This window comes from Vagococcus salmoninarum (assembly GCF_003987495.1).
Taxonomy (GTDB): Bacteria; Bacillota; Bacilli; order Lactobacillales; family Vagococcaceae; genus Vagococcus_D; species Vagococcus_D salmoninarum.
This window is the reverse complement of record NZ_NGJU01000031.1, coordinates 1-25434: the sequence shown is the minus strand read 5'-3', so window position 1 is coordinate 25434 and position 25434 is coordinate 1. Positions and strand designations below refer to the sequence as shown.

The window sequence follows — 25434 nt, the reverse complement described above, 5'->3', positions numbered from 1 at the left end:
CTGTCACCTCTTGCGGTGTAAACTTATTAATTCCCATTTGTGTCACTTCCTTTTCTATTTATCATACAAAAATACCCTACAGAAGGCACGCTTTTTATTTCGTGTCCATTCTATAGGGTACAGTTTAGTCACGGCCCCCTCTTTTTATTTTATTTTAAGTACTATCAGTACTCTACTGTTTCTTATAATTCAGCAATTGTCCAAAGGATTGTTGCTTGGTAAGCATCACCAATTTTTAATGGTGTGTTGGCTGGCACGTCTAATTTAACTGACTCTGCCATTGTTGGTTGTGTAATAACTCCTGTTGTTCCATCTTCAACAACTTTATCGTCTCCATCTAAAGCTGGACGACCGTATTCGATTGTGTATGCTCCCCAACCTTGTTTAGTTGCTGCATCAGCACTTAACATTACTTCTGAGTTAGTTGTTGCGCCAGTTGTATCTAAAACAACTGATGATGTTGGTGTTGGTAAGTTTCCTTTATCTGTTTGGTCACTGTTAACAAATGGGTTAGAATAAGTGATTTTCGCACCGTTTAAAACATCACCTGCTGTGTTTGTGAATGGGCTTGTTACTTTAGCTGATAATTTCCAACCTTTAATGCCATCACCACGTTGGTCTGTTACTTGTACGAAGTTACCACGTTTAACTTCATCACCATCTTTGTTTGTTCCTACTGTTGGTGATGCAAAGTATTCGCCAGCACCTGTTTTAATTTTGTTTGTTGCACCAAAGTCTAAGTGTGATACGAAATCAACACGTAGTGTTCCTTTTTTAGTGTTGTTGTTTGTTCCTTCTTCTTCTTCTACATCAATTTTTTCATCTGGTTTCTCTGGGTCAACTACTTCGTTGCCATCGTTGTTTGAATCATCATTTTCGATGTATTGAATCGTACCTTTACCGTTAAGTGTGTTTGCTTCTTCTGTTGCTGCTAATGCTGTTGGTGCTACCGCTCCTAAGACTAATGCACTTAGAACTGCTGCACATGTAAATTTTTGTAATTTCATTATGAAATTCCTCCTATAGGTTTTTTATTTATGTCAACTTGGTGTTCAGCCAAATTAGCATTCCATTTTGTACCGGCCCTTTTAACGTTATTCCCGGTTCGAACAAGGTAGTTACTTTTTATAACTCAGCGATTGTCCACGTTAACGTCGTTGTATATTTGACCGGATCTTTTAAGGTTGCTCCCGGTACAAACAATGAAATCGCTTGGTTTTTATACATCGGCTTGTCTTCCACTGTGGCATCCGTTAAAGGTTTGCCATCAGCATTCAGAATCGGGGTTAAGGTGTTTTCAATCCCTTCAACTGAGCCTGAAGAACCAAATTCAACGGTCCACGTCCCTGCCCCTTTGCCTTGTTCAGCAATGGCAATCGGATAAGTCGTTCCAATTTGGGCGATTTTTATCGCATCTTTGACAATCGTTGGTTGATAATCTTTACTAAAACTTGAATTCGCCCATTGTTTATCAAAGGATAAGATCGCACCTTTTAATTCTTTGTTTTTCGTACTGTCATTTTTGAATTGATGTTCTTGACGAACGGACAATTCCCAACCTGCTAAAGACCCACGACTATCGGTGACTTGAATATAGTTGGCTCGGGCTGGTGTTTCACCTTTAAACAATTGAGCGTTGGCATAGTACATTTGGTCTTCTTTAGAAATTGCTTGAGCACCAAAATTTAGTTGCGGCACAAAGTCCAATCTTAAAGGTCCTTCGGTTTTAACGATTTCCCCGCCTGGCTCAACTTCTTTATCTGGTTCTTCAGGATCCACAGGTTTTGTGACCCAATCGGCGCCTTCATACTGAATCGAGCCTTTACTCGGTAGTTCCGTTACTTTTTCACCAAAATGTTCTTTTGGTAGACTAACTAACAGCAGTGGAAGAAGTCCTGCAACTACTAAATGTTTCGCCTTGAGCTTACTCATAGGACTTCCTCCTCTCTAAAACAACGACACTACTAGTAATCAATAAGGCACCACCGAGCAAGACTGGTAAAACAGTCTTGTGATTACCGGTTTGGGGCAGCTTGATGATCGGTTTTGGTTCTGGTTTTGGTTCTGGTTTTGGCTTTGGTTTAGGTTTTGGCTTTGGTATATCCGAGCTACTCTCTAAATAAAACTCAACTTCACCGGTCTGGCCAGCTTCGCCTTTTTCGTTGGCGTAAACACTCGTTACAGGTACTAATACTAGTAACAACAAGCTACTCGTTAGCAGGTAAGTCTTAACTCTTTTTAAAAAAACTTTCATCTCTTTGACCCCCTCCTTCTTACTTTCACTTCTTATTCGATTGTTTCACGTAATGTCCACTTGATTATTCCTTCATAGTTACCTGTAGTTTTTGGGACTTCTGTCGGTGGAACGTTTAATTTCAAACCATTTTCTAAGGAGTCAGTCCCCCAGGTATCCGTAATGTTAACTTCAGTTCCTGCAGCGGATCCGTCATTTTCATATATTATTTTAACGTTGCTGCCTAAAGTTAAATCGCGATTCTTATAACGGTACTTCAAAGCTCCCGTCAGTTCATGATCTCCATTTGTCATGTCTTTAATTACTTCCGCAACAACTTCCCATTTTTGAGGTGTTACTCGTTTATCTACGACACTTAAGGGCTGACTGACATTCGTTTTGTCTGTGCCAATTTTATTTTGAAAGTCAATCACATCAATTTGCCCAAAATTAACTTCTAGAGGAGCAGAGATCAACTCAAGTTGACCCGACTCGATTGTTGTTGTTACTTCATTTGAAACTTCTTTAATAACTTTAGAAGTGATTTCTGAGAAAGTAATGACTACGTCAGCCTTTGTTTTTTGTTTAATTTCATCACTTACCTTAGCAGACATTTTAACGGTAGCGTCATAAGTTAATACAATATCTTTTTCAGTTAAGAGTTGCTGATTCGTTAATTCTGCAGTTAACTGATTGTTTTCCGAATCATAATTACCACTTCCAACTATATTGCCTTCAGAATCCTTTAGCTCGATGCTTTCGATGTTTTCTAAGTTTTGATCCACATCTAAATTGAAATCAGCAGATTGATAAGCATACCCTCGATCTTTAATTTCCTTCGCAGTATTTAAAGTCCCTCGATAACTTATTGGCTCCCCTTGTCTCGCTTGACCTTCATTAATTGATTCGTCGGAACTGTTAACTACCTCTTGTTTTAAGGTGAAAATGTCTTCTGTTTTCATATAAGTAAAAGTAACTTCCTGTGTCTCTTCTTCAATTTTAACGTCAACATTGACATCTTCTGTGCCGGCTGTTTTAACGTATACATAACCATCAATTGCTTTTGGCTTCGCTAAATAATTCGCCCCGCCAATTTTACCGGTATGTTTGCTAGATGAACTAATTTCATTGCCATTGATATCTTTGTAGTGCGTAAGGACATCTCCATGGGTTGGTATCAATTCGTATTCATAAGTCACTTCAATATTTTTATTGACAAACTTACCGTTCTGATTTTCAGGGTATGGCTTCGCTGCACGATAAATGCTATCGATTTTAGGTTGTGTTTTGTACTCATCACCGTAAAGCCAAGAGGACGTTTCTGTCGGTTTAAAAGGTCTACCTGTATCTTTATAGACATGATGTACTTTCAAGGTAAACATATTAAAGCCTTGAACATCTAAATCCCAGCTAGCGACTTCTCCAAAAGAGGTTTCTTGTTTTTTTCCTACGTATCCTAAATTTTTATTGGCAAAAGGTTTGTTCTTACCGGGATCACTAGGCGTTATTCCTAGGTTAAATGAACTGTTTCCGTAAGCTTTTTTGACATAACGGCCTGTCGGTGGATTAACCTCCCGTCCATCAGGCAATATCGGATAGTCATCACGATAAATCACGTAGGCATAACCAACCCCTTCGGTGCCAACGATGTTTCGGCTAAAGTATTCACCAACATTATCGCCTTTAGACCGTGTGTCATCTAACATACTCGTGTAGTTCATGTAGAATGCCGAATATGCACGAGCACTATCATTAGTGAGATTAACATAACTGTAAGTTATTCTCACTCGTCCTTCGTCATTCACCGGTTGTTGAATAATTCTGACATAACCTAGTAAGTCAACTGGTCCGCTGCTTGATTGGTTCTTACTCTTAAAAACATGGGCCCCGTATGCTACTGAATACGGCACCTTCGGATCAGGGCTGTGGTACATCTTCATTAAGACCACGGCATCTCCTGCAGTGTTCCCTGAAGCAAGGCCACCTCCACTACTATTTTCTGGTTTAAAAGACCATTTATAATGAATGCTATTAAGTTTACTCATAGTGCTAGCACCCTCACTACCGGCTTGTCCAACAAGCATTCCTTTGGTTCTTTGGTTTTCCTCAGCTCTCCGAGAGTCTTTCCCTGGCAACTCCCTTGAACGAGTTACACCTTCTTTGACACTACTAGCATTGATATCAAGGAACGAGGTGCCGTTGTTGCTTAAGACACCAACACTGGCTGTGTCCATAAATACTGACCTCCAAGGCAACTCCCGGTCACGATCATAATTAATTGCTTTTTCGTATACTAAACTACTAACTGAAACACCGTCATTGGGATAGTTAGCCTTCCTATTAAATTGAAAATTGCCTAATTTCATAGCCATTTGCCGCCCTGGTGTTGAGCCCGACTCGAATGGTAGAACTTTGTATTGACCAACATCCCGTTTGGCATTGGCTAATACACCTTCGCCCTCCACGTCACCAAATGTTTCAAGAATTGGGTGGCTACCAACAGTACCAGTAAATTTAGCATTAGGGGAAATTCCGGCTGAAAACTGGTTAGCGATTTTAATCGGGGTCGTCATCAACTTCGAATCTTCTGTGCCTGAATTTTCGCTACTTTCTCCGGTTGTTTCTGTTGCTTCTGTTGAGGAAATATTCTCCCCAGAGCTGCTCACTGTTAGTGTCTCCTGGGCTGACGCTTTCGTCGGCATCAACGCACTTGACGTAAAACAACTTAAGATCAGTGATGTTGTCAGCAATTGTTGCCACTTCACTTTCATTTAATCTCTCCTTTGCATTCTTAGTTACTTCGCTCTGCCCTAAGCTCGAAGTCTCTAACTTTTATTTTAAAGGTTCTATTTACGAATGAAAAACGAGGTCTAAACTAAACATGTGGTCCTCAAGCTATTGTTTCAAATCAGTCGTTTCTACCATTTGTTCATGCATATTTCAGCCTTAAAATCAGATGATTTTAACTTGCAATATTCGTGTCAATAAATTGACTTTACTAGCATAGTATATCATAACGTTCATTAATGTGTCCATTAATTATCGTTTTTTAATAATATTAATATGCTAATATCCTTATAAACAAAGAGTTTTCTCCTTACAATCCGTTCAAATAACACTTTATTAAACAGCGTTCAAAAAATATCAACCCTTCTTACAAGACTTTTATCTTTCCTTCTAACTCACCTTAGCTTGAGTCTTTTCAGAGTGATTTCCGACAAATAGTACTCCTCAATAAAATAAAGTGAATTACTAATATTTAGTATTCCAAACCCTCAGTTCAATCTCTTTTAACTTAATCTTACACTACTACGACAAAAATCATTAAACCAAAAAGGCCGTTGACTAATCGTCACGGCCCTTGAGTATTTAAGACAAACTTGTGAATAGTTGTATGTCTCCTACTTCTCCTAGTAGTCTTAGGTTTTATTATGGGATGGCATCACTATTCTTTAATGGGTATCAACAACCTTAAGCCATTGAAAATCACGACTAACGTACTTCCTTCATGGGCAATTACTCCTAAAGGTAAATTCATTTTACCTAGAACATTTAAGATCACTAATAAAAGAACAATCCCCATGGAAAAGTAGACATTTTGCCAAACAATCTTATCTAAACGTTTAGCTACTTTATGAGCATAGCTTAGTTTAGTTAAATCATTATTCATTAAAACCGCATCTGCCACATCAATTGCGATATCCGTACCATCGCCCATGGCAATCCCGATGTCTGCTGTGACTAAGGCTGGGGCGTCGTTGACACCATCACCAAGCATAGCTACGACTCCGTAATCTTGTTGTTGCTGAGCAACGATTGCTGATTTATTTTCAGGTAAGACATTACCAATAATTTGATCAATGCCTAATAAGTTCCCAACTGCCTGTCCGGTTTTTTCAGAATCACCGGTAATCATTGTTGTGTGTATTTTTTGCTGTTTCAAGTAATCAATAACCCCTTTAGCTTGGGGATTAGGAACATCCATCATGGCAATTAAGCCAACAACGACTTCATCTTTTCCAAAATAAACAACAGTTTTTCCTTCACCAGCGTAGCGGTGATTGCCTTCAAGGAGCTCTTGAGGCACTTGGTCAAAACTAGTTGGTTTACCAATCCGGTAAGTTTTACCAGCTACTTTTGAAACTAAGCCTTTACCAATCTCATTTTCAACTTCTAAGGTTAATTCCTCAACAGCTGTAAACTGCTCCAATATGGCATTAGCCAAAGGATGATTGGCGGTTTTCTCCATAGCAACAATCAAGTCAATGGCTTGTTGTTCGGCCATTTCATTTGTAAATAAAACATCGGTAACTCGGGGTTTCCCTTCAGTTAAAGTACCGGTTTTATCAAAAGCTACGGCTTGAATATCGGCTAAATTCGATAAATATGACCCACCTTTGAATAAAACCCCACGTTTAGCTAAATTAGAAATCGCTGATAAAGTAGCTGGCACAGCACTAGCTGCCAACGCACAAGGAGACATTACTGTTAACATCACCATGCCGCGGTAAAAACTTTCCCCCCACGTCCAACTAAAAATAAAGGGTCCCCCTAAGATGAACAATGGCACGAGAACTAGGACCATTTTAACGTAAGTTGGTTCAATTTGTTGAATTTTTGTTGCGGTTTTCGTTAAGTTAGATTGTGATTGATCAACTAACTGGATGATCTTAGCAAACAACGTATCTTTACTATCTTTAGTGACCTTCATCGTAAACGTGCCATTGCCATTAATCGTACTCCCGAAAACATTATCCCCAACAGTTTTTTCTTGAGGCATGCTTTCACCATTAATCGCTGACTCATCAATCGCTGAGTAACCAGTTAAAATAGTCCCATCTGTTGGCACTTGGTCACCATTAAGTACTTGGAGTTCATCGCCAATTTTTAACAAGGCGACTTCAACAATCTTAGTTGAGCCATCCTCTTGGATTAAACGCGCTTCCGTAGGATTCATTTTTAGTAAGTTGGTAATTTCTCGTTTACTTTTGCCTTCAGCGTAATCTTCTAAAAAGTGAGCTGCCGCAAAAATCACAATCAAGAGGGCACCTTCTTCAAAATTACCAATTAATGAGGCGCCGAAAGCTGCTAAAGTCATTAAAATGTGAACGTTAGGAGTAAACTTACCTTTTTCTTTAGTTAAATGAATCGTATCACTAATCCCTTCTTCAATAATGTGATAACCAGACATTAACATCGCCCCGACATATAAGATGTTTTGCCACAGACCTGCCCCAATTAATAAGGCTCCAATAAAGGCTGCTAAACCTATGAAAAATAAAACAACTGGTAATTTTCCATGATCGTGGTCGTGATTGTGATCATGTTGATGATTATGCTCTTTTCCTTGTGCCATTTGAATTCCTTCTCTCTCAAAAAAATTATTTATTTTCGTCATATACACATATGTTTACTTGTTCATATGTTAAGTATACAACATTTGATAAAAGAGTGCAATCACAAAAAAAAGAAAAGAAGTCGCAACTTAAGTTGCAGCTTCTTTTCTTTTTACAGTACCGCTCCTATGACAAACAGCACCGCATATAACATCACTGTTAGGGCTAAATTTTTAATAGCTAAAGGAAAGGTTGTTAATTTATTTTGGCGTCTGGCAAACTGACTCGTGTTTTTCCAAATAATAGGGAAAATCAGCCAAATTCCTAAGACAGTCCAAGGGATTAATTTAGTAAAGACGGCTAAAGTTGCCACTACGAAAGGGGTAATTGCTAAAAACCAAAAAAGGTTAATCGCTGCGGGTTTACCAATATACGCAACTAAGGTCCGCCGATTATTTAACAAATCTTCTTCTAAATCACAAGTGTTGTTGGCTAACATTAAATTGGCGATGGCGAAAACAGCCGGTAGAGCCATAACGAAAACAGCTCCTGCAAAGGACCAAGTGAAAGCTTGAACATCATAAACGTTCAAATAAACACAAATCAAGGGTATCACATAACCCATTGCTAAGCCTGAAGCGACTTCGCCAACAGGTAAACTTGATAACGGTTTCGGTCCTGCTGAATAAAAAATCCCCACTGAGTAACTAATAATTCCTAGCCATAAAACGACCCAACTCGTTTGAGAAGCTAAATAAATCCCCATACTAGCTGAAATAACAATAAAACTAATCATGATGTTTCTAACTAAGGATAAAGAGAGACCTTCACGGCCAATAATATTAGTTTCTTCCTTATAGTCATGCAGATCTGTCGCATTGTGGTAATCCATATAATTATCTAAAATATCGACTGCCATATTAAATAAAAACATTGCCACAAAGAAAAAAAGCATCTTTCCTAAGTGAACTTGGCGATAATGAAACCAACTATAAGCCATCCCTAACACAAACGGAAAGACACTGGCTGTTTTGGCCTTTAATTCAACTAACTCTGCAAAAACTTTCAAACTCATTTTTTTCTTCCTCTTTTTCCTAATTATTACTATATTATAGCTCATTTTATTGATTATGACTTAAATCTCAAATATCCCAAAAGATTATGTCTTAAACAATTGACACAATCTCAATTTTAAGCTAAATTGGAATGAGTGTAAAGAATAGTGCAGGAGGCCTAAAATGGCGATTCATCCCTTATGGAACAACTACCCAGAAATTCAACAAGAGTTGATTGAAACTCAAAAAATCATGACTAAATCAGTCAATATTAGAAATAAGGAAATGACCGCTGCCTTACAGCTTTTTTTCCAGTCCGGTGGTAAGTTACTCCGACCAGCTTATTTTCTATTATTTACGGCTTTTGGTGACGTCCCTTCGGAGCAAAGGAAATATCAATATGCTGCCTCCCTTGAGATTTTACATGCCGCGACTTTAATTCATGATGATATTATTGATGACTCACCAGTCCGTCGAGACACCCCATCAATTCAAGCAACTTACGGCAAAGACATTGCTGTCTACGCTGGCGACTTTTTATTTACTGTTTATTTTCATTTACTTGCAGTTTCGACAAAAGACCCTGCCACTTTAGAAATCAACGCCTTAAACATGAAAAAGATTTTAATTGGTGAGCTTGATCAAATGCATTTACGGAACAACCCTAAAATTACAATTAAAGAATACATTCAACACATTCAAGGTAAGACCGCTCAGTTATTTCAATTAAGCTGTTACCAAGGGGCTCACTTTTCAGGTGCTTCTTTAAGAGTCCAAATTTTAGCCCAACGAATTGGTTATCAAATTGGGATGGCCTTTCAAATTTTAGATGACGTTTTAGACTTCTCTTCCACTGAAGCGGACTTACATAAACCGATTCTTGAAGATATCCGCAATGGTAATTACACCTTGCCTTTAATCTACGCAATGGCCGAAAACCGCCAAGCCTTTAAGATTTTAGAATCCTCAGAAGAACTAAGTGACGCCGATGTTCAACAAATCGTAGCTAATATTAATAAATACCAAGGCTTAGAAAAATCAAAAAAATTAGCTCAGCGCTATACTAACAAAGCCTTAAAAGAAATTGATAAACTACCAAATATCCCTGAAAAACTTATTATTAAAACTATCACTAAGGAGCTTCTAGAGCGCCTTGACTAAAAAAACAATCACTGAATATTCAGTGATTGTTTTTTTAGTCTCTTCCAATTAATAAATCCAGTTGACGACTGCCTTGCAAATGAATAATTTCTTCAATATAAATACAGAGTAAGCTATAGCCTTGTAACTTATGGAGCATCGCTTTCGTCGTTAAATAGCTGCCTTTACGCAAGACTTCTCGTTTGATTCGCGCTGTTAGTTCTTCTTTAAATTCATCTAACTGATCGATGTATAACTGACACCATTCAAAAAAAATAACTTCTAACTCAGTTAAATCAATCATCGGTAACTCATCCCAACTACTTTTTAAATTTTTAAGCTGGTATTTAAGTTCTGCCAAGTCTGCTTCAGCTATGCGAACTTTGCTATTGCCAGCAGGACGCTGAGCTTCTCTAAAACGTTCCTTAATCTGTCGTTCAAACTCTCTTTGATAAGCTAATTTTTCAGTCGGATCTGTTTCCTTAATAAAGGCTTCTGACTTAGAAATTAGTTCCTTTGTTTCGGTTAATGGTTCTTTCGTTCGCTTAACTCGCGTTTGAGATTCCCAACTAGGCGTGATCGCAGTCGACACTGTTTCAAGATCTAGTCGCTCAGTGACTAAACTAGTAACGTCAGCCGGTTTGACTTGTTGTTGCAAGCTTTTAAGAGCTGTTTGATTTGCTTGTTGCTCTTCTTTCAGCTCTGTTTTAACAGTATTTAATTCAGTTTCTAATTCTTTTAACACTTCTTGTAAGGTTTCAATTGTTTGAGCTTTATAAGTCGTTTCTTGGGCTAAGACTTGTTTTTCTAATTCAACTTCTTCATATTTAGACAGGACCACATTGAGGTGGTGCTTTTTTTCTTTAATGTCTTCTTTGGAACTCTTCTTTAGAAACTTATATTTCTCTTCTAATTTGACAATTTTATCTTGGCGATTTGATAATTCTTGATCTTTCCGTGCCACTTTTTTCAATTCGACTTCTCGCAAACAAACAGCAAATAAATTAGGTGATTTCTCTCGTAAATTACGGGTTTGCCCTCGTAAACGATTAGGTTTTTTATAGTAACAAATCGTCAACGCAAAATCGCCAGCTTCACTATATTCATAGTAAGCTTCATGTAAATCAAAATAAGGAAAAAAGCGTGGCCAATAGTCGATAAATAAATAACAAGCTGGGCCAAATAATTCCGTCGGGATACCCTGCTGCTTACAAAACAATGTTAATTGAGTCAGTTTGCGATAACTCACTTGGGATTCTTTTAATATGACACAATTTTGATCATTTCGCGTTGATATTTCTTTAAAAATCCGCGCTTTAATATTAATAATTGGTTGCAAGAGTGGGCTCCTTTCGTTATTTTCTTTTATTTTCATTTGTTTTTTATAGCTCCAATTTTTGAACTGTGACTTTAAGTTAAAAGACTAGTCTCTTACTATACTACCCATTTATTGAATCAGTGTAAAGCTTTCTTCAGCATAAACTACCCTTTTACAGTAAAAAAAGACAAGTAACATTAGAGTTACTTGCTTTTTTAACTTTTAATTGAAATCTAAACTTAACAAATGTTGATAATGAGAATCACTTGCTTTTAATTCTGCTGGCGTGCCATCCATCATAATCTGACCTTCTTCAAGAAAAATCACGCGATTAGCTGATTCAATAGACATTAAGTGATGGGTGATCCAAATAACTGTTTTGTCTGCTAAAACATTAAAGACTGTTTCCAATAAGGCACGTTCCGTCACTGGATCTAACCCAATCGTTGGTTCATCAATAATCACAATCGGCGTGTCTTGTAATAAAATTCGCGCCAAAGCAATTCGTTGTTGTTCACCACCAGAGAAACGTTTGCCACTTTCTTCGACTAAGGTATCAGCACCAGCCGGCAACTGATCAATCACTGGCTGTAAGCCTGCATGCTTAATCGCGTCATAAACTTCCTCATCGGTTGCTTCTAAATTACCTAAGCGGACGTTATTAAAGATTGTTGTATTAAATAAATGAGGTGCTTGATTTAAGACACCAATCAAACCAGCCATCTCTTTGAAATTAGCAATTGGCTCTTCGCCAATTGTGACTGTCCCCGTTTGTGGCACTAAATCCCCTCGTAAAATTTTCGACAAGGTTGTTTTACCTGTGCCACTTTTGCCGAGAATCGCTAGTGTTTCGCCTTGAGGAATTGCTAAAGAGAAATCTTTCAAAATCATTTTACTCGTTTCATCGTAACTAAAATTCACATCTTTAAAGGCAATGCTGACAGTTTCAGGCAAGGTCGTAACGGCCTCCTGATCAGCTGCCAACTCAGGTTCGACTTGTGGCAAACTATCTAAGCGACGAGCAGAGTCTTCATACATCGGAAACTCCGTCACCCCTTGGCTAATTGGCGCAAAAGCATCCATTAAAGGAAAGACTGCTAAGACAAAGGCTGCAATCCAGTTCAAGCGCGCTGGGTCACCATTATTAAAATAAGTCCCTGCCCACAAGAATATCGCCACCACGATCACGCCGAAGACTAATTGAATCAAACTGTCTTGGAAGCGACTGTATTTATTAAGCTTAATGTCTTCTTTTCTAACTGAGGTTTCCGCTTCGTTGTAACGAGATAAAAACTCCTCGTAACGACCACTGTATTGCCAATCACCAACGCCTAAAACCGAATCAGTTAATTGATTATATAAAATATGGCGTTGATGTTTCCGTCGATACACTTTAGCCCGATTCACTGCCACTGAAGTTAACGGCAGGACAACAATAATAATGCCCATCAACAATAACAATAGTAAGGCAAAAGGAATTGAGAAAAAGCCAAAAGCAATAATAATCAAGGCGTACAATAATAAGCCAATCAAGGTTGGAAAAATTGTTTTTAAATACAAGTTTTGAATGTGCTCAATGTCTTCCGCTAGGATCCCTAAAATACTGCCGGTTTGAAATTCTTCTTTCGAACGACTAGAACGTGATTCCAAAGCTTGATACAGTTTTAAACGAATATCCGACGTCATTTTTAAAACCCAGTTATGACTGCCTAAGCGTTCCGCATAGCGGAATAATGGCCGGGTAATTCCGAAACCACGAGTTAAGACAATCGGCACGTAAACGGCTAAGATGTTCCACGGTCGTGACGCTGACTTACTGATTAAGAAGCCTGAGGTAAACATTAAGGCACTACCAGCAAAAAAGGTCATCAAACCTAAAAATAAAACTAAAACTAAGAGTTTGCGGTATTTACTAAAATAGGGACGGACCCAAGTGTCTTCTTTTGTTAGTAAGAGAGGTTTTTGTTCATCTATTTTATTCATTACTTAACCCTCCTCCAACAATTTTTTCAGCAAAACTGTGATAATAGCCATTTTGGCTCGTTAACTCAGCATAAGTCCCTTGTTCAACAATTTTGCCATCTTCAAAGACTAAGATATAATCCATCTCTTTCATCCAGTGAAGGCGATGAGTTGCAAAGAAGACGAGTTTATTATCTAACAGGGGCAACATAGTTCCTTTTAACTCGGCTTCCGTTTCAATGTCTAAGTGAGCAGTCGGTTCATCAAACAGTAAGACTTTACGGGTACTGTCTAAAAAGGCTCTAGCAAGGGCCACACGTTGCATCTGACCACCACTTAGCATTTGTCCACCTTCACCGATAATCGTCTCTAAACCGTCTTTTAGCTCGTCTAGGAGCTGATTTAAGCCAGCTTGTTCAACAGCTTCTAAAATATCAGCTTCCGTTGCCGTTGGCACATAGAAAGCCACGTTTTCTCTAAAACTACCGTGGAAAATATACGGGTCTTGGGGAACGTAGAACAAATGGTTTTGCCAATCTTTTTGGCGTAAACTTGAGAGATTTTGGTGATTGATCTCAATTTGACTGCTAGGTGTCGGATTTAAAAAGCCACCAATCGTTTTTACAAAGGTTGACTTCCCTGAACCAGACAAACCTACTACACCGATTTTACCAAAGCCTTGCCACTTGAAATCAATTTGATCAATGGCATTTTTAGCAATCTCTTTCGAGTAGCTTGCGCCTAAATTAGTTAAAGTCATTTGACTTGTTGCTGACCAAGCTTCTCTCATCGTTAACTCTTCTTTAACACCGGCTTCTTCTGCATCTAAGACAGCAAAAATACTTTTTAAGGTATTGCCACCATTTAATGTGGCATGATAATCATTCGAAAAATCACGAATGGGTAAAAAGAAGTCTGGCGCTAAAATCAAGACTGTTAAAGCTGGGAAGAGCAACATGTGACCATTAATTAAGTTCAACCCTAAGAACAGGGCAATGATTGCCACTGACAGAGTCGTAAAGAAATCTAAGGCAAAGGTTGAAAGAATCGCAATTTTTAAGGTGCTCATCGTCGCTTTACGGTAATTCTCACTGACATTATAGACGTTCTTACCATAACGTTTGCTTAAACCTAATAAGTTCAGGGTTTCTAACCCTCGTAGCGAATCAATAAAGTGATTACTTAAAATTTGAAAGCCTTCGTACTGTTTATCAGCCTTAGCCCGTGCAGCATAGCCTAGGACAATCATAAAAATAATAATGATTGGGAACACTAAGAGTAAAATTACTGCTGAACGGATATCTTGGGTAAAGACGAAAGCTGCGATTACCCAGGGCATAATCATCATGTTAGTTATTTTTGGTAAAATAATCGTGATGTAATTTTCGATTTGACTAATTCCTTCAATCGCCATCGTTACCATATTACCTGTCCCTTCTTTTTGGACAAAGTTCGGTCCTAAAGAAAAAACTTTTGCTAGTAATTGTTGACGAATAATTTTAGATTGTTCATAAGCATAACCGTCTAGCCACTTATCTTTAATAAAGTTGCTGACTTGGCGGAACATAAAACAAGTGAAAAATAAACCAATATGAGGCAGTTGTGACGCTAAAGTGGCCCCATTCCACAAACTACTAATACCTTTTGATAAGAAATACGCTTGCCCTATAATTAAAAGAGCTTGCAGGACAGCTAGTCCTGCAAGCCCGATAAATACAGGTTTAATTTTATCGATTCTAAAAATCTTTTTATCTATCATTAGAATTATCCCTCTATTTTTCCTGCTTTCAATCTCTTGCCAAAAATATAGTATGACCATGCTTGGTATGCCAAAACAAATGGCAGTAAGATCGCCGTTACAATTGTCATCAATTTTAAGGTGTAAGGAGAACTTGAAGCATCGACTATTAATAAATCTCTTACTGCATCGGCATTACCTACCATTACTCGAGGGAACAATCCGTTGAATAATAAGATGACGACGCCGGCTAAAACAGCACCTGTCGCTAAGAATGACAGTAGTTCTTTGTCTTTTAATGAACCATATGTTGCAACGACTGCTGCTAATACAATTGCAATTAAAATAATTAAAGTTGAAACGGGACGTTTGTCAAAGAAATCTGTCTCACGCCATACTAATAATGCAAAAACAACTAGGCCAGCAAATAATACTGGGTATAAACGTTTTGCATAAAGGGCGGCACGGTGACGAATTGGTCCATCAGTTTTCAGACGGATGTAGTTCAAACCGTGAATGAAACAAATTAAAGTAACAGCTACCCCACCAACGATTGAGAATAAGTTAACGTAATCCCCAAAGCTAGCATAGATATTCTTATCCGCGGCAATTGGCATTCCACGAACCATACTTGTAAACATCATTCCGAATAAGAATGGCGCTAAAGTACTTCCGATAAATAAGGCCCACTCCCAAATGTTACGCCCACGGTCTGTTTCCATGTGGTGACGGAATTCAAATGACACCCCACGTAGAATTAAACCGAATAAAATTAAGAAGAGTAAAATGTAGTAACCACTAAATAACGAGGCATACCACTCTGGGAAAGATGCGAATAACGCTCCCCCAGCTGTAATTAACCACACTTCATTCCCATCCCAGACAGGACCGATTGATGCCATAACGACTTCCCGTTCTTGACGGTTTTTAGCTAAGATTTTAGTTGCCATACCGACACCAAAGTCAAAGCCTTCTAAGAAGAAGAAACCGATAAAGAGCACAGCAATCACGATAAACCAAAGTAACTGTAGCATACTCATATTAGAATGCCTCCTTTGCTAATGGATCGATTGTTGTTGTTGCGTTTTTGTCTTCAGCATAAGGGCCGTATTTAGTTGTTCTTTGAACTAAGAAGACTAAGACGCCACCTAGTAAGGCAAATAACATAAAGTAAATAATGTTAGTGAAGAGTAATTGATTCGCTGTGACGTTTGGTGAGACACTGTCTGCGATTGTAAATAAACCGTAAACTGTCCACGGGAAACGACCCATTTCAGTAATTAACCAACCTGATGTATTGGCAACAAATGGTGCAAAAGTACAAGCAACTAAGATGACTTGTAGCCATTTCATCTCTAAGAATTTGCCTTTACGCAAGAAGAAGTACACAACAGCTGATAGTAACGCCATTAATGTTCCAAATCCAGCCATGACACGGAAGCTCCAGAATAAAAGATTAACTGGTACATAGTAATCCATTTCGCTAAACTCAGCGCCATAAAGATCACCATATTTTTCTTTCATCTCTTTATTCAACGTATTCATCCCTTTGAAATCACCTTCATGTGAGCTACCTAACATTGATAACATATAAGGAATTTCAATCATTGGGCCTTCTTTTTTGTTTTTGTTATCCATAATACCGACAACTTTCCACGGAGCTGGCTGTTCCACATCTTCGTAGATACCTTCCATAGCGGCAAATTTCATTGGGTGATCTTCAATCACGGCTTGTGTTTGAGCGTGACCCATTGCCATTGTTAAAATTGAGAAGATAAAGCCTAAGACTAAACCAACTTTCATTGATTTAGTAAAGAACTCGATGTCTTCTTTACGCATGATTTTCCAAGCTGATAAACCAATAATTACGAACGCACCGGTCACAAAAGCACCAAAAATTACGTGGGGCAATTCTAACCATAATTGGTGATTTTTTAATAATGCGCCAAAACTGTTTAATTCAGCTCGACCTGTGGCAGTGTTAATTTCGTAACCAACAGGATTTTGCATAAAGGCGTTAGCTGTTAAAATCCACAATGCTGACATTGTTGACCCAAAGGCAACTAACCACATAAATGTTAAATGAACTTTCGGGCTGACTTTATCCCAAGTAAATGCCCATAGACCGATAAACGTTGACTCCATAAAGAACGCAAGTAACGCTTCGATTGCTAAAGGCGCACCAAAGATGTCCCCCATAAAGCGTGAGTATTCAGACCAGTTCATTCCGAATTGGAATTCTTGAATAATCCCGGTGACGACTCCCACAGCGAAACTAAGTAAGAAGATTTTCCCCCAAAATTTCGTCATGTCTTTGTATATTTCTTCTTTTTTGATAACATACATTGTTTCCATGATAGCTACTGCTAGTCCTAGACCAATTGATAATGGCACGAAAAGAAAATGAAACACAGTGGTCATTCCGAACTGGATTCTAGCTAATGTTAATATATCCATGTAAAGATCCTCCTTTTGGTATTTTTCGTTAATAGAATTATTATCATTACACAACTATTATAGTCTATAACCATGGAAAAAGAAAATATCCATGGAAATTAACCATAATTATGCAAATAAGGATATTCACAAACTTTCATGCTTTAACGCATGGTTACAAATTCCTCAGCACCTGTTGGATGAATAGCGACAGTGTTATCAAAATCTGCCTTAGTCGCTCCCATTTTAATTGCCACAGCGAAGCCTTGAAGCATCTCGTCCATACCGATGCCGTGTAAGCCGACAATTTTTTCATCTGGACCAACACAAACCAGCTTCATCGTTGCTTTAATTTTACGTTTTTGTAAGGCGTATTGCATCGGATTGAATTGTGAACGATATATCTTGATCTCTGATTCAGGGTGTTTTTCCCGAACTTCAGCTTCCGTCAAACCGATTGTGCCGATTGGCGGGTGACTAAAAACAACAGTTGGGATTGTTTCATAATTCAAGTGTTCATCGGTTTTACCATTAAATAGCCGTTCTGATAATCTCCGCCCAGCAGCTATCGCCACTGGCGTTAAATCAATCTTACCGATAATATCTCCCACTGCATAAATCCCTAGTTGAGTCGTCTCTTGATAGTTATCCACTTGAATATGACCGCTAGCAGTCAACTTAACTGATGTCTGTTCTAAACCAATCTTAGCTAAGTTTGGTTGACGCCCAATCGCCCAAATCACTTGATCAACGATTAGTTCTTCCTTATTTTCAAAGGTTAAGGTCAAAGAACCATCTTGATTTTTTATAACTGATTCCGGGATTGATTGACTTCGCAGATTAATTCCTTCTTGAGCGTAAATATCTAAAAGAGCTGCCACAATGTCATGATCAAACTCTCGCAGTGGTGTCTCTCGGCGGTAAGTTAAATACGTCTCACTACCTAAGCCATTTAATACGCCTGCCAGTTCTACTGCAATATAACCTGCCCCAACAACTGCTACCCGCTTAGGCAATGCTTCTAAAGCAAAGAAACCGTCAGAATCAATTCCCAATTCAGCGCCAGGAATTTCTGGATACTTAGTCTGACCACCTGTTGCAATTAAAATATGAGGCGCAGTGTACTGCTGCTCATTGACTTCAATAACATCTTCACTCACAAAGTGACCATAGCCTTTAACAACTGTCACACCATTTCCAGCTAAGCCTTGGGCGTAAATGCCATGTAAACGTTGAATGTAAGCTTCACGGTTAGCTACTAATTGACTGAAATCAAAACTATTTAGCGTCACATCTAAGCCATAGCTCGAAGCATCTGCTAATAAACTTTCTCGTAGCTGGGAAGCCGACCACATAACTTTCTTAGGGACACAACCCACATTAACACAAGTTCCCCCAAGTTCATGGCCTTCAATTAGTAAGACTTTGGCACCATGCATGGCGGCCCGATTAGCTGAGGCAATGCCACCACTGCCGCCACCTAAGACAATATAATCAAATTTTTCCATTATTTCCTTCCTTCCCTCGTCATTCCTTATAGCAGTATACGAAAAAACTAGCCTAAAAGGCAATTATTTTGTTTATAAAATCACAGATTTTTTCTTAATTTTAGTTCAAACTTATTAATCCTTAACAACCTATCAGCTGGCTCTTAATTATTTCTAAGTTCATCACGTCCCCTCAAATAAACAATCCCGCCTTTAACAAACAAAAATAGACAACTCATTCCTAAAAAACTGCAAATAATAATTGTCCCTTTGGCACCAAACAACCAATAAATTAAACCAATCAGTCCTTTACTACCTACTAGTTCATTGAAATCTTGGCTAAATAAGATGGCGAGACACAGAAAGGCGCCCCCTCCTAACCCAAATCGACAAGCAATCCACAACTCTTGCCGATTCTCTTTCTGTAACTTTTGCTTTTCTGACATTGACATCGGCTTCCGCCTTTCTTAACTATTATGTCCAAATAATAAATAGCTAAGAACTTGGCAAGCTGCCTCACTGCTCTTAGCTATTTCTTTATTTAAATTATTTTTTCTTCCGGATCATGTCTCCAGTTTGAACCGGTTCTTTCACTGGCATTTGTAAAATCATCATAGCATTAGGAGCTTTTTCAATTGGCTCCCCCTCTTCATTCCACATTTTCTCAACACTCTGTTCGAAATGATGGAAGCCAGGTCCGTAAAATTCAATTTCATCCCCTAGGCGGAAATGATTCCGTTGGCGAATCGTTGCAATCTTAGTTTCTTCATTATAAGCAAGGACTTCACCAATAAATTTGTAAACAGGAATTTTGCGGCGTTCACCAAAAAGTTGTTCCTCTTCCGTTGGGGTTTGATAATAAAAACCGGTCGCTAATTCTCGTTGAGCAACTTTCCAAAGCTCGTCAACCCATTCTTGCTGACATTCATAATTTTCCGGATCTTCCATGTAACTATCAACGGCTTTCTTATAAACATTCGCAATCGTTGAAACGTAATGAATGGATTTCATGCGCCCTTCAATTTTAAAACTATCTACACCATTTTTGATTAAATCTGGAATGTGCTCAATCATCGACATATCAACAGCACTCATTGAAAAGGCCTCGTCTTCAATTTCACCAGTCGTTAATAAACTACGGTGTTCCCCTGCTACTGGCATATCAAATAAATCATACTTCCAGCGACATGATTGGGAACAGCCCCCACGATTAGCATCTCTTTTCGACATATGGTTGGATAAAGTACATCTCCCTGAGTAAGAAATACACATTGCCCCATGAATAAAGGCTTCAATCTCCACATCGGTATTTTTTCTAATTTCAGCAATTTCGGCCATAGAAACTTCCCGAGCTAAAACCACCCGTTCTAAGCCTTCTTTTTTCCAAAATTCAAGAGTTTCAAAATTTGTCGCTGAGGCTTGGGTTGATAAATGAATCGCTAGCCCCGGCGCATCAGTAGCACAGATCTCGATTAAAGCTGGATCTGAGACGATTACTGCATCAATGCCAATGTCTCTCAGTGTTCGGAAAAACTCACCAGCACCATCGGCATCCCCTTCATGGGTAACCATATTAGCTGCGACATAAACTTTTGCCCCATGTTGACGAGCAAAAGCAACACCTTCCGCCATTTCTTCAAAGGTGAAGTTACCTGCCCGACTTCTTAAGCCGTAAGCATCCCCACCAATATAAACGGCATCAGCACCATAATGAATGGCAGTTTTTAATTTTTCTAAAGTGCCAGCTGGGGCTAGAACTTCAGGTCGTTTTAACGCTGTTTTAGTTTTAGTCATTTTTTTCTCCTATTTCACGTCAGCGGGGTCCATTAAGAAAAAGCCAGTATCTAAGGCCCGTTCTTGAGGATGACACGCGATGACTTTTTTTGATAAACTTTCGGCAAGCTCTGACGTCCAAGTACCTGATTGGCAAGCTTCCTTAGCTACTACAAATAACTTAACAATTTCTACGAAATCAGTTCCTGGAGTATAAATACCATCTAATTTCCACTGGCCATAACCAAGCTCCACTAGTTTTGTCAGCTCTGACATTAAATTAACATCATTATCAGCAAAAATATGGGTACCGTGAGTGTCTTCATAGACAGAATAATGGGTATCTGGTTTTTTAGGTTCTGATAAAAACAAGCCCCGCTCTTTACTAACATCGTCTTTGGCTTTCACGAAAGAGAAGAAGTTTTCAACTAACGGTCGCTTCGATTGATGAATACACGTTGCGCCGTAGACTAAGATTTCTCCTGGAATTTCTAAAGTTTTAATCATTTCTGCTAATTCCAAATAAGGAACTTCTCGAGCAATGACTGCCCCAATGGCTCCACGCTTGGCCCAGAAGTTAATTTGGCGAGCACTGGTAACTAAGGTCTGAGCATCGTAAATATACGGTAACTGATAGTTATCTCGTTGCAGGACAAAGATGACCCCAGTGTCTCCAACAGTAATTCGATCGACTTTTAAGTCGGCTAAAAAATCCAAGTACTCTGGTACAGCATTCATCTTTTCTTGATGCATGATGCCGTTGACAGCAACAGTGACTTTTTTATCGTGTTCATGTGCAAGTTTCACCAATTCTTTTTGTTCATCTCGTGAAAAGTATTTAGGTAACCTTAAAGAAAATTCTTCGTCTCCAAAATACAAATAATCAATACCTGTCTCAACTAGTTCTCGTGCTTGTTTCAGTGATTCGACAGTGGCGGTAATTTCTATTTCCACAATTAAATCCTCCCTTTACAGTAATTAAATAATATTTCACAAGAACAAACCATAAGTTTGAACTTGTTTTCACAAATAAAATACAGAAAAAGCTGGTAGGCGCCTTGGTTTTGCACCTACCAACTTATGAATGTGTATTTATTTCTTATCTCTAGTCTAAACCTTTTGTGCTTTTTTATCAAGGGCTTTTTCAGCAACATTTAAAGAAATCTTACCTTTTGAAGCCCCGATAGTCACTTTATCACCAGGACTAATTTGTCCAGCAAGTAACGCCTCACTTAACTTATCTTCAACTTCTTTTTGTAACGCCCGCTTAATCGGTCGTGCCCCATACTCAGGATCGAAGCCTGCTTTACCAACTACATCTAAGGCAGCAGCCGTTAATTTCAAGTCAATCTCTTGCTCTTTGAGACGTTTGACAATTGAACGACTCATAATCTTAACAATTTCTCTTAATTCATCTTTAACTAGTGAACGGAAGACAATTGTTTCGTCAATCCGGTTAATGAATTCAGGTCGGAAAGCTTTTTTAAGTTCTTCAATAATTTTCGACTGCATAGCTTTATGGTCTTGACTAATGTCTAACACGTTAAAACCAACTGATTTTTCATCTTTTAAAGCTGTTGCGCCAACATTTGACGTCATTATCAAAATAGTATTACGGAAATCAACTTTACGGCCTTTTGAATCAGTTAAATGACCATCATCTAAGACTTGTAACAAAATGTTAAAGACATCTGGATGGGCTTTTTCCACTTCATCTAATAAAATAACGGAATAAGGCTTTTGACGAATCTTTTCCGTTAATTGACCACCTTCATCATAACCAACATAACCCGGAGGCGAACCAATTAAACGTGAGGTACTGTACTTTTCCATAAACTCTGACATGTCAACACGGACTAACGCATCCTCTTCACCAAAAACCGCTTCGGCTAAAGCTTTCGCTAATTCCGTTTTACCGACACCAGTTGGCCCTAAGAACATAAATGAGCCAATTGGTCGATTAGGATCTTTCAAGCCACTACGAGCGCGTCTGATTGCCCGAGAGACAGCGCCCACGGCTTCATCTTGACCAACTACTCGCTGATGCAATTCTTCCTCAAGTTTTAACAGGCGATCACTTTCTTTTTTCTCAAGCTGCTGTAAAGGAATACTCGTCCATTGAGAAACTACGCCAGCAATGTCTTCCCCAGTTACTTGATGAGCATAAGTCTCACCTTGGCTTTGCAATTTTTCATCATACGTCACTAATTTTTGTTCTTGTTTCTTTTCTTTTTTACGAATAACTGCGGCTTTTTCAAAATCTTGAGCAAATATTGCCGCTTCTTTTTCTTTAACAATTTCTGCTAACTTTTGAGCTAGGACTGTTCGTGGTGAAGCTTTGTCAGCATGACTAAGACGAACTTTAGCCGCCGATTCATCAATTAGATCAATTGCCTTATCTGGTAATTGACGTGAGTTAATATAACGAATCGATAAATTAACTGCCTCTTGGATCGCTTCTTCAGTAATTTCAACTTTATGATGTTCTTCATAACGCTGTTTTAAACCAGTCAAAATTTCAACTGCTTCTTCCGCCGAAGGTTCATCAACAACTACTCGGGCAAAGCGACGTTCTAAGGCCGAATCTTTTTCAATATATTTTTGGTATTCATCAAGGGTTGTGGCACCGATTGTTTGCAATTCTCCACGGGCTAAGGCTGGTTTCAAAATATTCGAAGCATCAATTGCCCCTTCTGCACCACCGGCTCCAATTAAGGTATGAAGTTCATCGATAAATAAAATAATATTACCATCATGGTATATTTCATCAATCACTTTTTTCATGCGGTCTTCAAATTCTCCACGGTATTTCGTTCCCGCAACCATTGAGCCCATATCTAACATCATTAAACGTTTATGAGTCATTTCTTCAGGAACTTCACCTGCGATGATTTTTTGAGCCAAACCTTCGGCAATAGCTGTTTTACCAACACCAGGTTCACCAACTAAAACCGGATTGTTTTTTGTTCGCCGACTTAAAATTTGAATTAAACGTTGAACTTCTTTTTGACGTCCAACGACTGGGTCCATCTTGCCTTCACGAGCTAGCTGCGTTAAATCACGAGCCAGTGAATCTAAGGTTGGCGTCCCTTCCTCCGTTGGACGAGGTTGATTCGCCATTTTTTTCATGTTTTGTTTATTCCCTTTAACATCGGTCACACCGATTTTTTTCAAGACTAATTGGCGGGTTTTTGGCAAATCTAAACCAAAACTTTCTAAAATTCGGGCCGCTAAAATATCATCTTCTCTTAATAATCCTAGTAAGAGGTGCTCTGTTCCGACATTTGGTGCCCCAAGCCGTTTTGATTCATCCCCAGCAAAGGCGAGAATTTTTTTGGCTCGTGGTGAATAAGGCAAATAAATTTCTAAAGGAATTTTTTTCCCTTTACCGTAACCAGTTAATTTTTCAATTTCTTCTTTAACATCTTTTTCATTGACACCGGCTTGGCGTAATAGTTTGCCAGCAATGCCCCCTTCTTCAATCACTAAGGCTAACAATAAATGTTCTGAACCTACTGACTGATGACGAAAACTTTTGGCTTCTTCTTGAGCAATCACTAAGGCTGCTTTGGCTTTTCCTGTAAATAATTCATCCATTTAATTTACTCCTTTTCTTCGTAGCGTAGACGTTCTAACAGCCTTTTCAGCATACGAGCTCGAGTTTCTTTTTCACAATTCAATTCGTTTTGTAAGACATCGTTACTTAATAAATCAACGATTAAACTAGCCTCTCTTTGGCTGATAATATCATAATCATATAGTTGCTGTAAAATTGCAACGCCGTCCTTTTGAGACAATGATGTCCCAACGACTTCTGAGAGAGCCGAAATTAGTTCACCATGGTTGTTTAAATTCACTTTTTGAATTCTGATATAGCCACCACCACCACGTTTACTCTCAACGCTGTAACCTTGAGCAACAGTAAAGCGGGTATTGATGACATAATTAATTTGCGAAGGTACACAACTAAACTGGTTGGCCATTTCCCCTCGTCTTATTTCAATTCTTTCTTGTTCTAGTAAAATTTCTTTTAAGTATTCTTCTATGAGATCAGAAATGTTTTGATTATCCATTTTAATGACACCTCTTATCTGTCTTTTGACTATCTCTGACCATAATTATACTAAACTTCAGACTAAAGGGAAAGAAGTTTGGTTTCAATCATACGCTTTACTTAAAAAAGAACATAAAAAAAAGACCTTACGGTCCCAAAATTTTTTTGTGATTTGATCGGGAAGACAGGATTCGAACCTGCGACCCCTTGGTCCCAAACCAAGTGCTCTACCAAGCTGAGCTACTTCCCGTAAATAACCTTACGGTCATGCACCCAAGAGGAGTCGAACCTCTAACCGCCTGATTCGTAGTCAGGTACTCTATCCAATTGAGCTATGGGTGCGACTTGTACTATGCCGAGGGCCGGAATCGAACCGGCACGATAATTACTTACCGCAGGATTTTAAGTCCTGTGCGTCTGCCAGTTCCGCCACCCCGGCTGAATATAACTGGACTTCTTAATACTTTTCATAAAAAGCGAAAGACGAGGTTCGAACTCGCGACCCCCACCTTGGCAAGGTGGTGTTCTACCACTGAACTACTTTCGCATCTCACAATGAGCTAACAATCAAAAAAAGAGCCTAAACTCTCTAGATGCCGGCTAAAGGAGTTGAACCCTCGACCCTCTGATTACAAATCAGATGCTCTACCAACTGAGCTAAGCCGGCTAATTTAAAAATTCTGAAAGTGCGGGTGAAGGGACTTGAACCCCCACGCCGTTAAGCGCTAGATCCTAAATCTAGTGCGTCTGCCAATTCCGCCACACCCGCAAGATCTACTAATGACTCGTACTGGGTTCGAACCAGTGACCCTCTGATTAAAAGTCAGATGCTCTACCAACTGAGCTAACGAATCAAATGGAGGTTAACGGGATCGAACCGCTGACCCTCTGCTTGTAAGGCA

18 protein-coding genes and 7 tRNA genes are annotated in these 25434 nt (G+C 38.8%); 1 reads left to right on the top strand and 24 read right to left on the bottom strand.

The window, feature by feature from the left end:
* Positions 1–182: 182 nt before the first annotated feature.
* From CBF35_RS14290 to CBF35_RS14265, 6 genes are all read right to left on the bottom strand, one after another.
* Positions 183–1007 carry a WxL domain-containing protein gene (locus CBF35_RS14290; RefSeq protein WP_126782419.1) on the bottom strand — a complete coding sequence of 275 codons (825 nt, stop codon included), beginning with the start codon at positions 1005–1007 and terminating at the stop codon, positions 183–185.
* Positions 1008–1125: 118 nt separating this feature from the next.
* Positions 1126–1932, bottom strand: coding sequence for a WxL domain-containing protein (locus CBF35_RS14285; protein ID WP_126782417.1), 807 nt, complete (start codon positions 1930–1932; stop codon positions 1126–1128).
* The gene (locus CBF35_RS14945) at positions 1925–2254 is read right to left on the bottom strand and encodes an LPXTG cell wall anchor domain-containing protein (protein WP_170174820.1); all 330 of its coding nucleotides are present in this window, start codon (positions 2252–2254) and stop codon (positions 1925–1927) included. The genes CBF35_RS14285 and CBF35_RS14945 overlap by 8 nt, the downstream gene beginning before the upstream one ends.
* A 32-nt stretch (positions 2255–2286) precedes the next feature.
* Positions 2287–5004, bottom strand: a complete 2718-nt coding sequence (locus CBF35_RS14275) for a MucBP domain-containing protein (RefSeq protein ID WP_126782415.1) — start codon at positions 5002–5004, stop codon at positions 2287–2289.
* Positions 5005–5678: 674 nt separating this feature from the next.
* Positions 5679–7589, bottom strand: a complete 1911-nt coding sequence (locus tag CBF35_RS14270) for a heavy metal translocating P-type ATPase (RefSeq protein WP_244922612.1) — start codon at positions 7587–7589, stop codon at positions 5679–5681.
* Positions 7590–7741: 152 nt separating this feature from the next.
* Positions 7742–8644 (bottom strand): prenyltransferase, encoded by a 903-nt coding sequence (locus CBF35_RS14265; RefSeq protein ID WP_126782411.1) that lies wholly within the window; start codon positions 8642–8644, stop codon positions 7742–7744.
* Between the two features lie 163 nt (positions 8645–8807).
* Here CBF35_RS14265 and CBF35_RS14260 point away from each other — a divergent pair, with 163 nt between their 5' ends.
* A complete protein-coding gene (locus tag CBF35_RS14260; protein WP_126782409.1) occupies positions 8808–9785 on the top strand; it encodes a polyprenyl synthetase family protein in 978 nt (325 codons plus the stop codon).
* 34 nt (positions 9786–9819) lie between these two features.
* Here CBF35_RS14260 and CBF35_RS14255 read toward each other — a convergent pair whose 3' ends face one another.
* From CBF35_RS14255 to CBF35_RS14170, 18 genes are all read right to left on the bottom strand, one after another.
* Complete coding sequence (locus CBF35_RS14255; protein ID WP_126782407.1) at positions 9820–11139, bottom strand: coiled-coil domain-containing protein; 1320 nt, start codon at positions 11137–11139, stop codon at positions 9820–9822.
* A 165-nt stretch (positions 11140–11304) separates the two neighbouring features.
* Entirely contained in the window at positions 11305–13065 is a 1761-nt protein-coding gene (gene cydC, locus CBF35_RS14250; RefSeq protein WP_126782405.1) for a thiol reductant ABC exporter subunit CydC, read from the bottom strand.
* Positions 13058–14803, bottom strand: a complete 1746-nt coding sequence (gene cydD, locus CBF35_RS14245; protein ID WP_126782403.1) for a thiol reductant ABC exporter subunit CydD — start codon at positions 14801–14803, stop codon at positions 13058–13060. The genes cydC and cydD overlap by 8 nt, the downstream gene beginning before the upstream one ends.
* 5 nt (positions 14804–14808) lie before the next feature.
* Positions 14809–15822 carry a cytochrome d ubiquinol oxidase subunit II gene (gene cydB / locus CBF35_RS14240; RefSeq protein WP_126782401.1) on the bottom strand — a complete coding sequence of 338 codons (1014 nt, stop codon included), beginning with the start codon at positions 15820–15822 and terminating at the stop codon, positions 14809–14811.
* Position 15823: 1 nt separating this feature from the next.
* A complete protein-coding gene (locus CBF35_RS14235) occupies positions 15824–17239 on the bottom strand; it encodes a cytochrome ubiquinol oxidase subunit I (RefSeq protein WP_126782399.1) in 1416 nt (471 codons plus the stop codon).
* Positions 17240–17382: 143 nt separating this feature from the next.
* Positions 17383–18726 carry a glutathione-disulfide reductase gene (gene gorA, locus CBF35_RS14230; RefSeq protein WP_126782398.1) on the bottom strand — a complete coding sequence of 448 codons (1344 nt, stop codon included), beginning with the start codon at positions 18724–18726 and terminating at the stop codon, positions 17383–17385.
* A gap of 143 nt (positions 18727–18869) precedes the next feature.
* Positions 18870–19157: a hypothetical protein gene (locus tag CBF35_RS14225; protein WP_126782396.1), complete on the bottom strand. Its 288-nt coding sequence runs from the start codon at positions 19155–19157 to the stop codon at positions 18870–18872.
* A 94-nt stretch (positions 19158–19251) separates the two neighbouring features.
* A complete protein-coding gene (locus CBF35_RS14220) occupies positions 19252–20499 on the bottom strand; it encodes a peptidase U32 family protein (RefSeq protein ID WP_126782394.1) in 1248 nt (415 codons plus the stop codon).
* A 9-nt stretch (positions 20500–20508) separates the two neighbouring features.
* On the bottom strand, positions 20509–21432 hold the full coding sequence (locus tag CBF35_RS14215; protein WP_126782392.1) for a peptidase U32 family protein: 924 nt from the start codon (positions 21430–21432) through the stop codon (positions 20509–20511).
* A 156-nt stretch (positions 21433–21588) separates the two neighbouring features.
* Positions 21589–24075, bottom strand: coding sequence for an ATP-dependent Clp protease ATP-binding subunit (locus tag CBF35_RS14210; protein ID WP_126782390.1), 2487 nt, complete (start codon positions 24073–24075; stop codon positions 21589–21591).
* A 5-nt stretch (positions 24076–24080) separates the two neighbouring features.
* On the bottom strand, positions 24081–24551 hold the full coding sequence (locus CBF35_RS14205) for a CtsR family transcriptional regulator (protein ID WP_126782388.1): 471 nt from the start codon (positions 24549–24551) through the stop codon (positions 24081–24083).
* 157 nt (positions 24552–24708) lie between these two features.
* Positions 24709–24782: transfer RNA gene (locus CBF35_RS14200), tRNA-Pro, on the bottom strand.
* Positions 24783–24800: 18 nt separating this feature from the next.
* Positions 24801–24874 (bottom strand) — tRNA-Arg (locus tag CBF35_RS14195).
* 11 nt (positions 24875–24885) lie between these two features.
* Positions 24886–24971 (bottom strand) — tRNA-Leu (locus CBF35_RS14190).
* A gap of 36 nt (positions 24972–25007) precedes the next feature.
* Positions 25008–25079, bottom strand: a tRNA-Gly gene (locus tag CBF35_RS14185).
* A 47-nt stretch (positions 25080–25126) separates the two neighbouring features.
* Positions 25127–25199, bottom strand: a tRNA-Thr gene (locus CBF35_RS14180).
* A gap of 20 nt (positions 25200–25219) precedes the next feature.
* Positions 25220–25301 (bottom strand) — tRNA-Leu (locus CBF35_RS14175).
* 12 nt (positions 25302–25313) lie between these two features.
* A tRNA-Lys gene (locus tag CBF35_RS14170) sits at positions 25314–25386 on the bottom strand.
* Between the last annotated feature and the right edge of the window lie 48 nt (positions 25387–25434).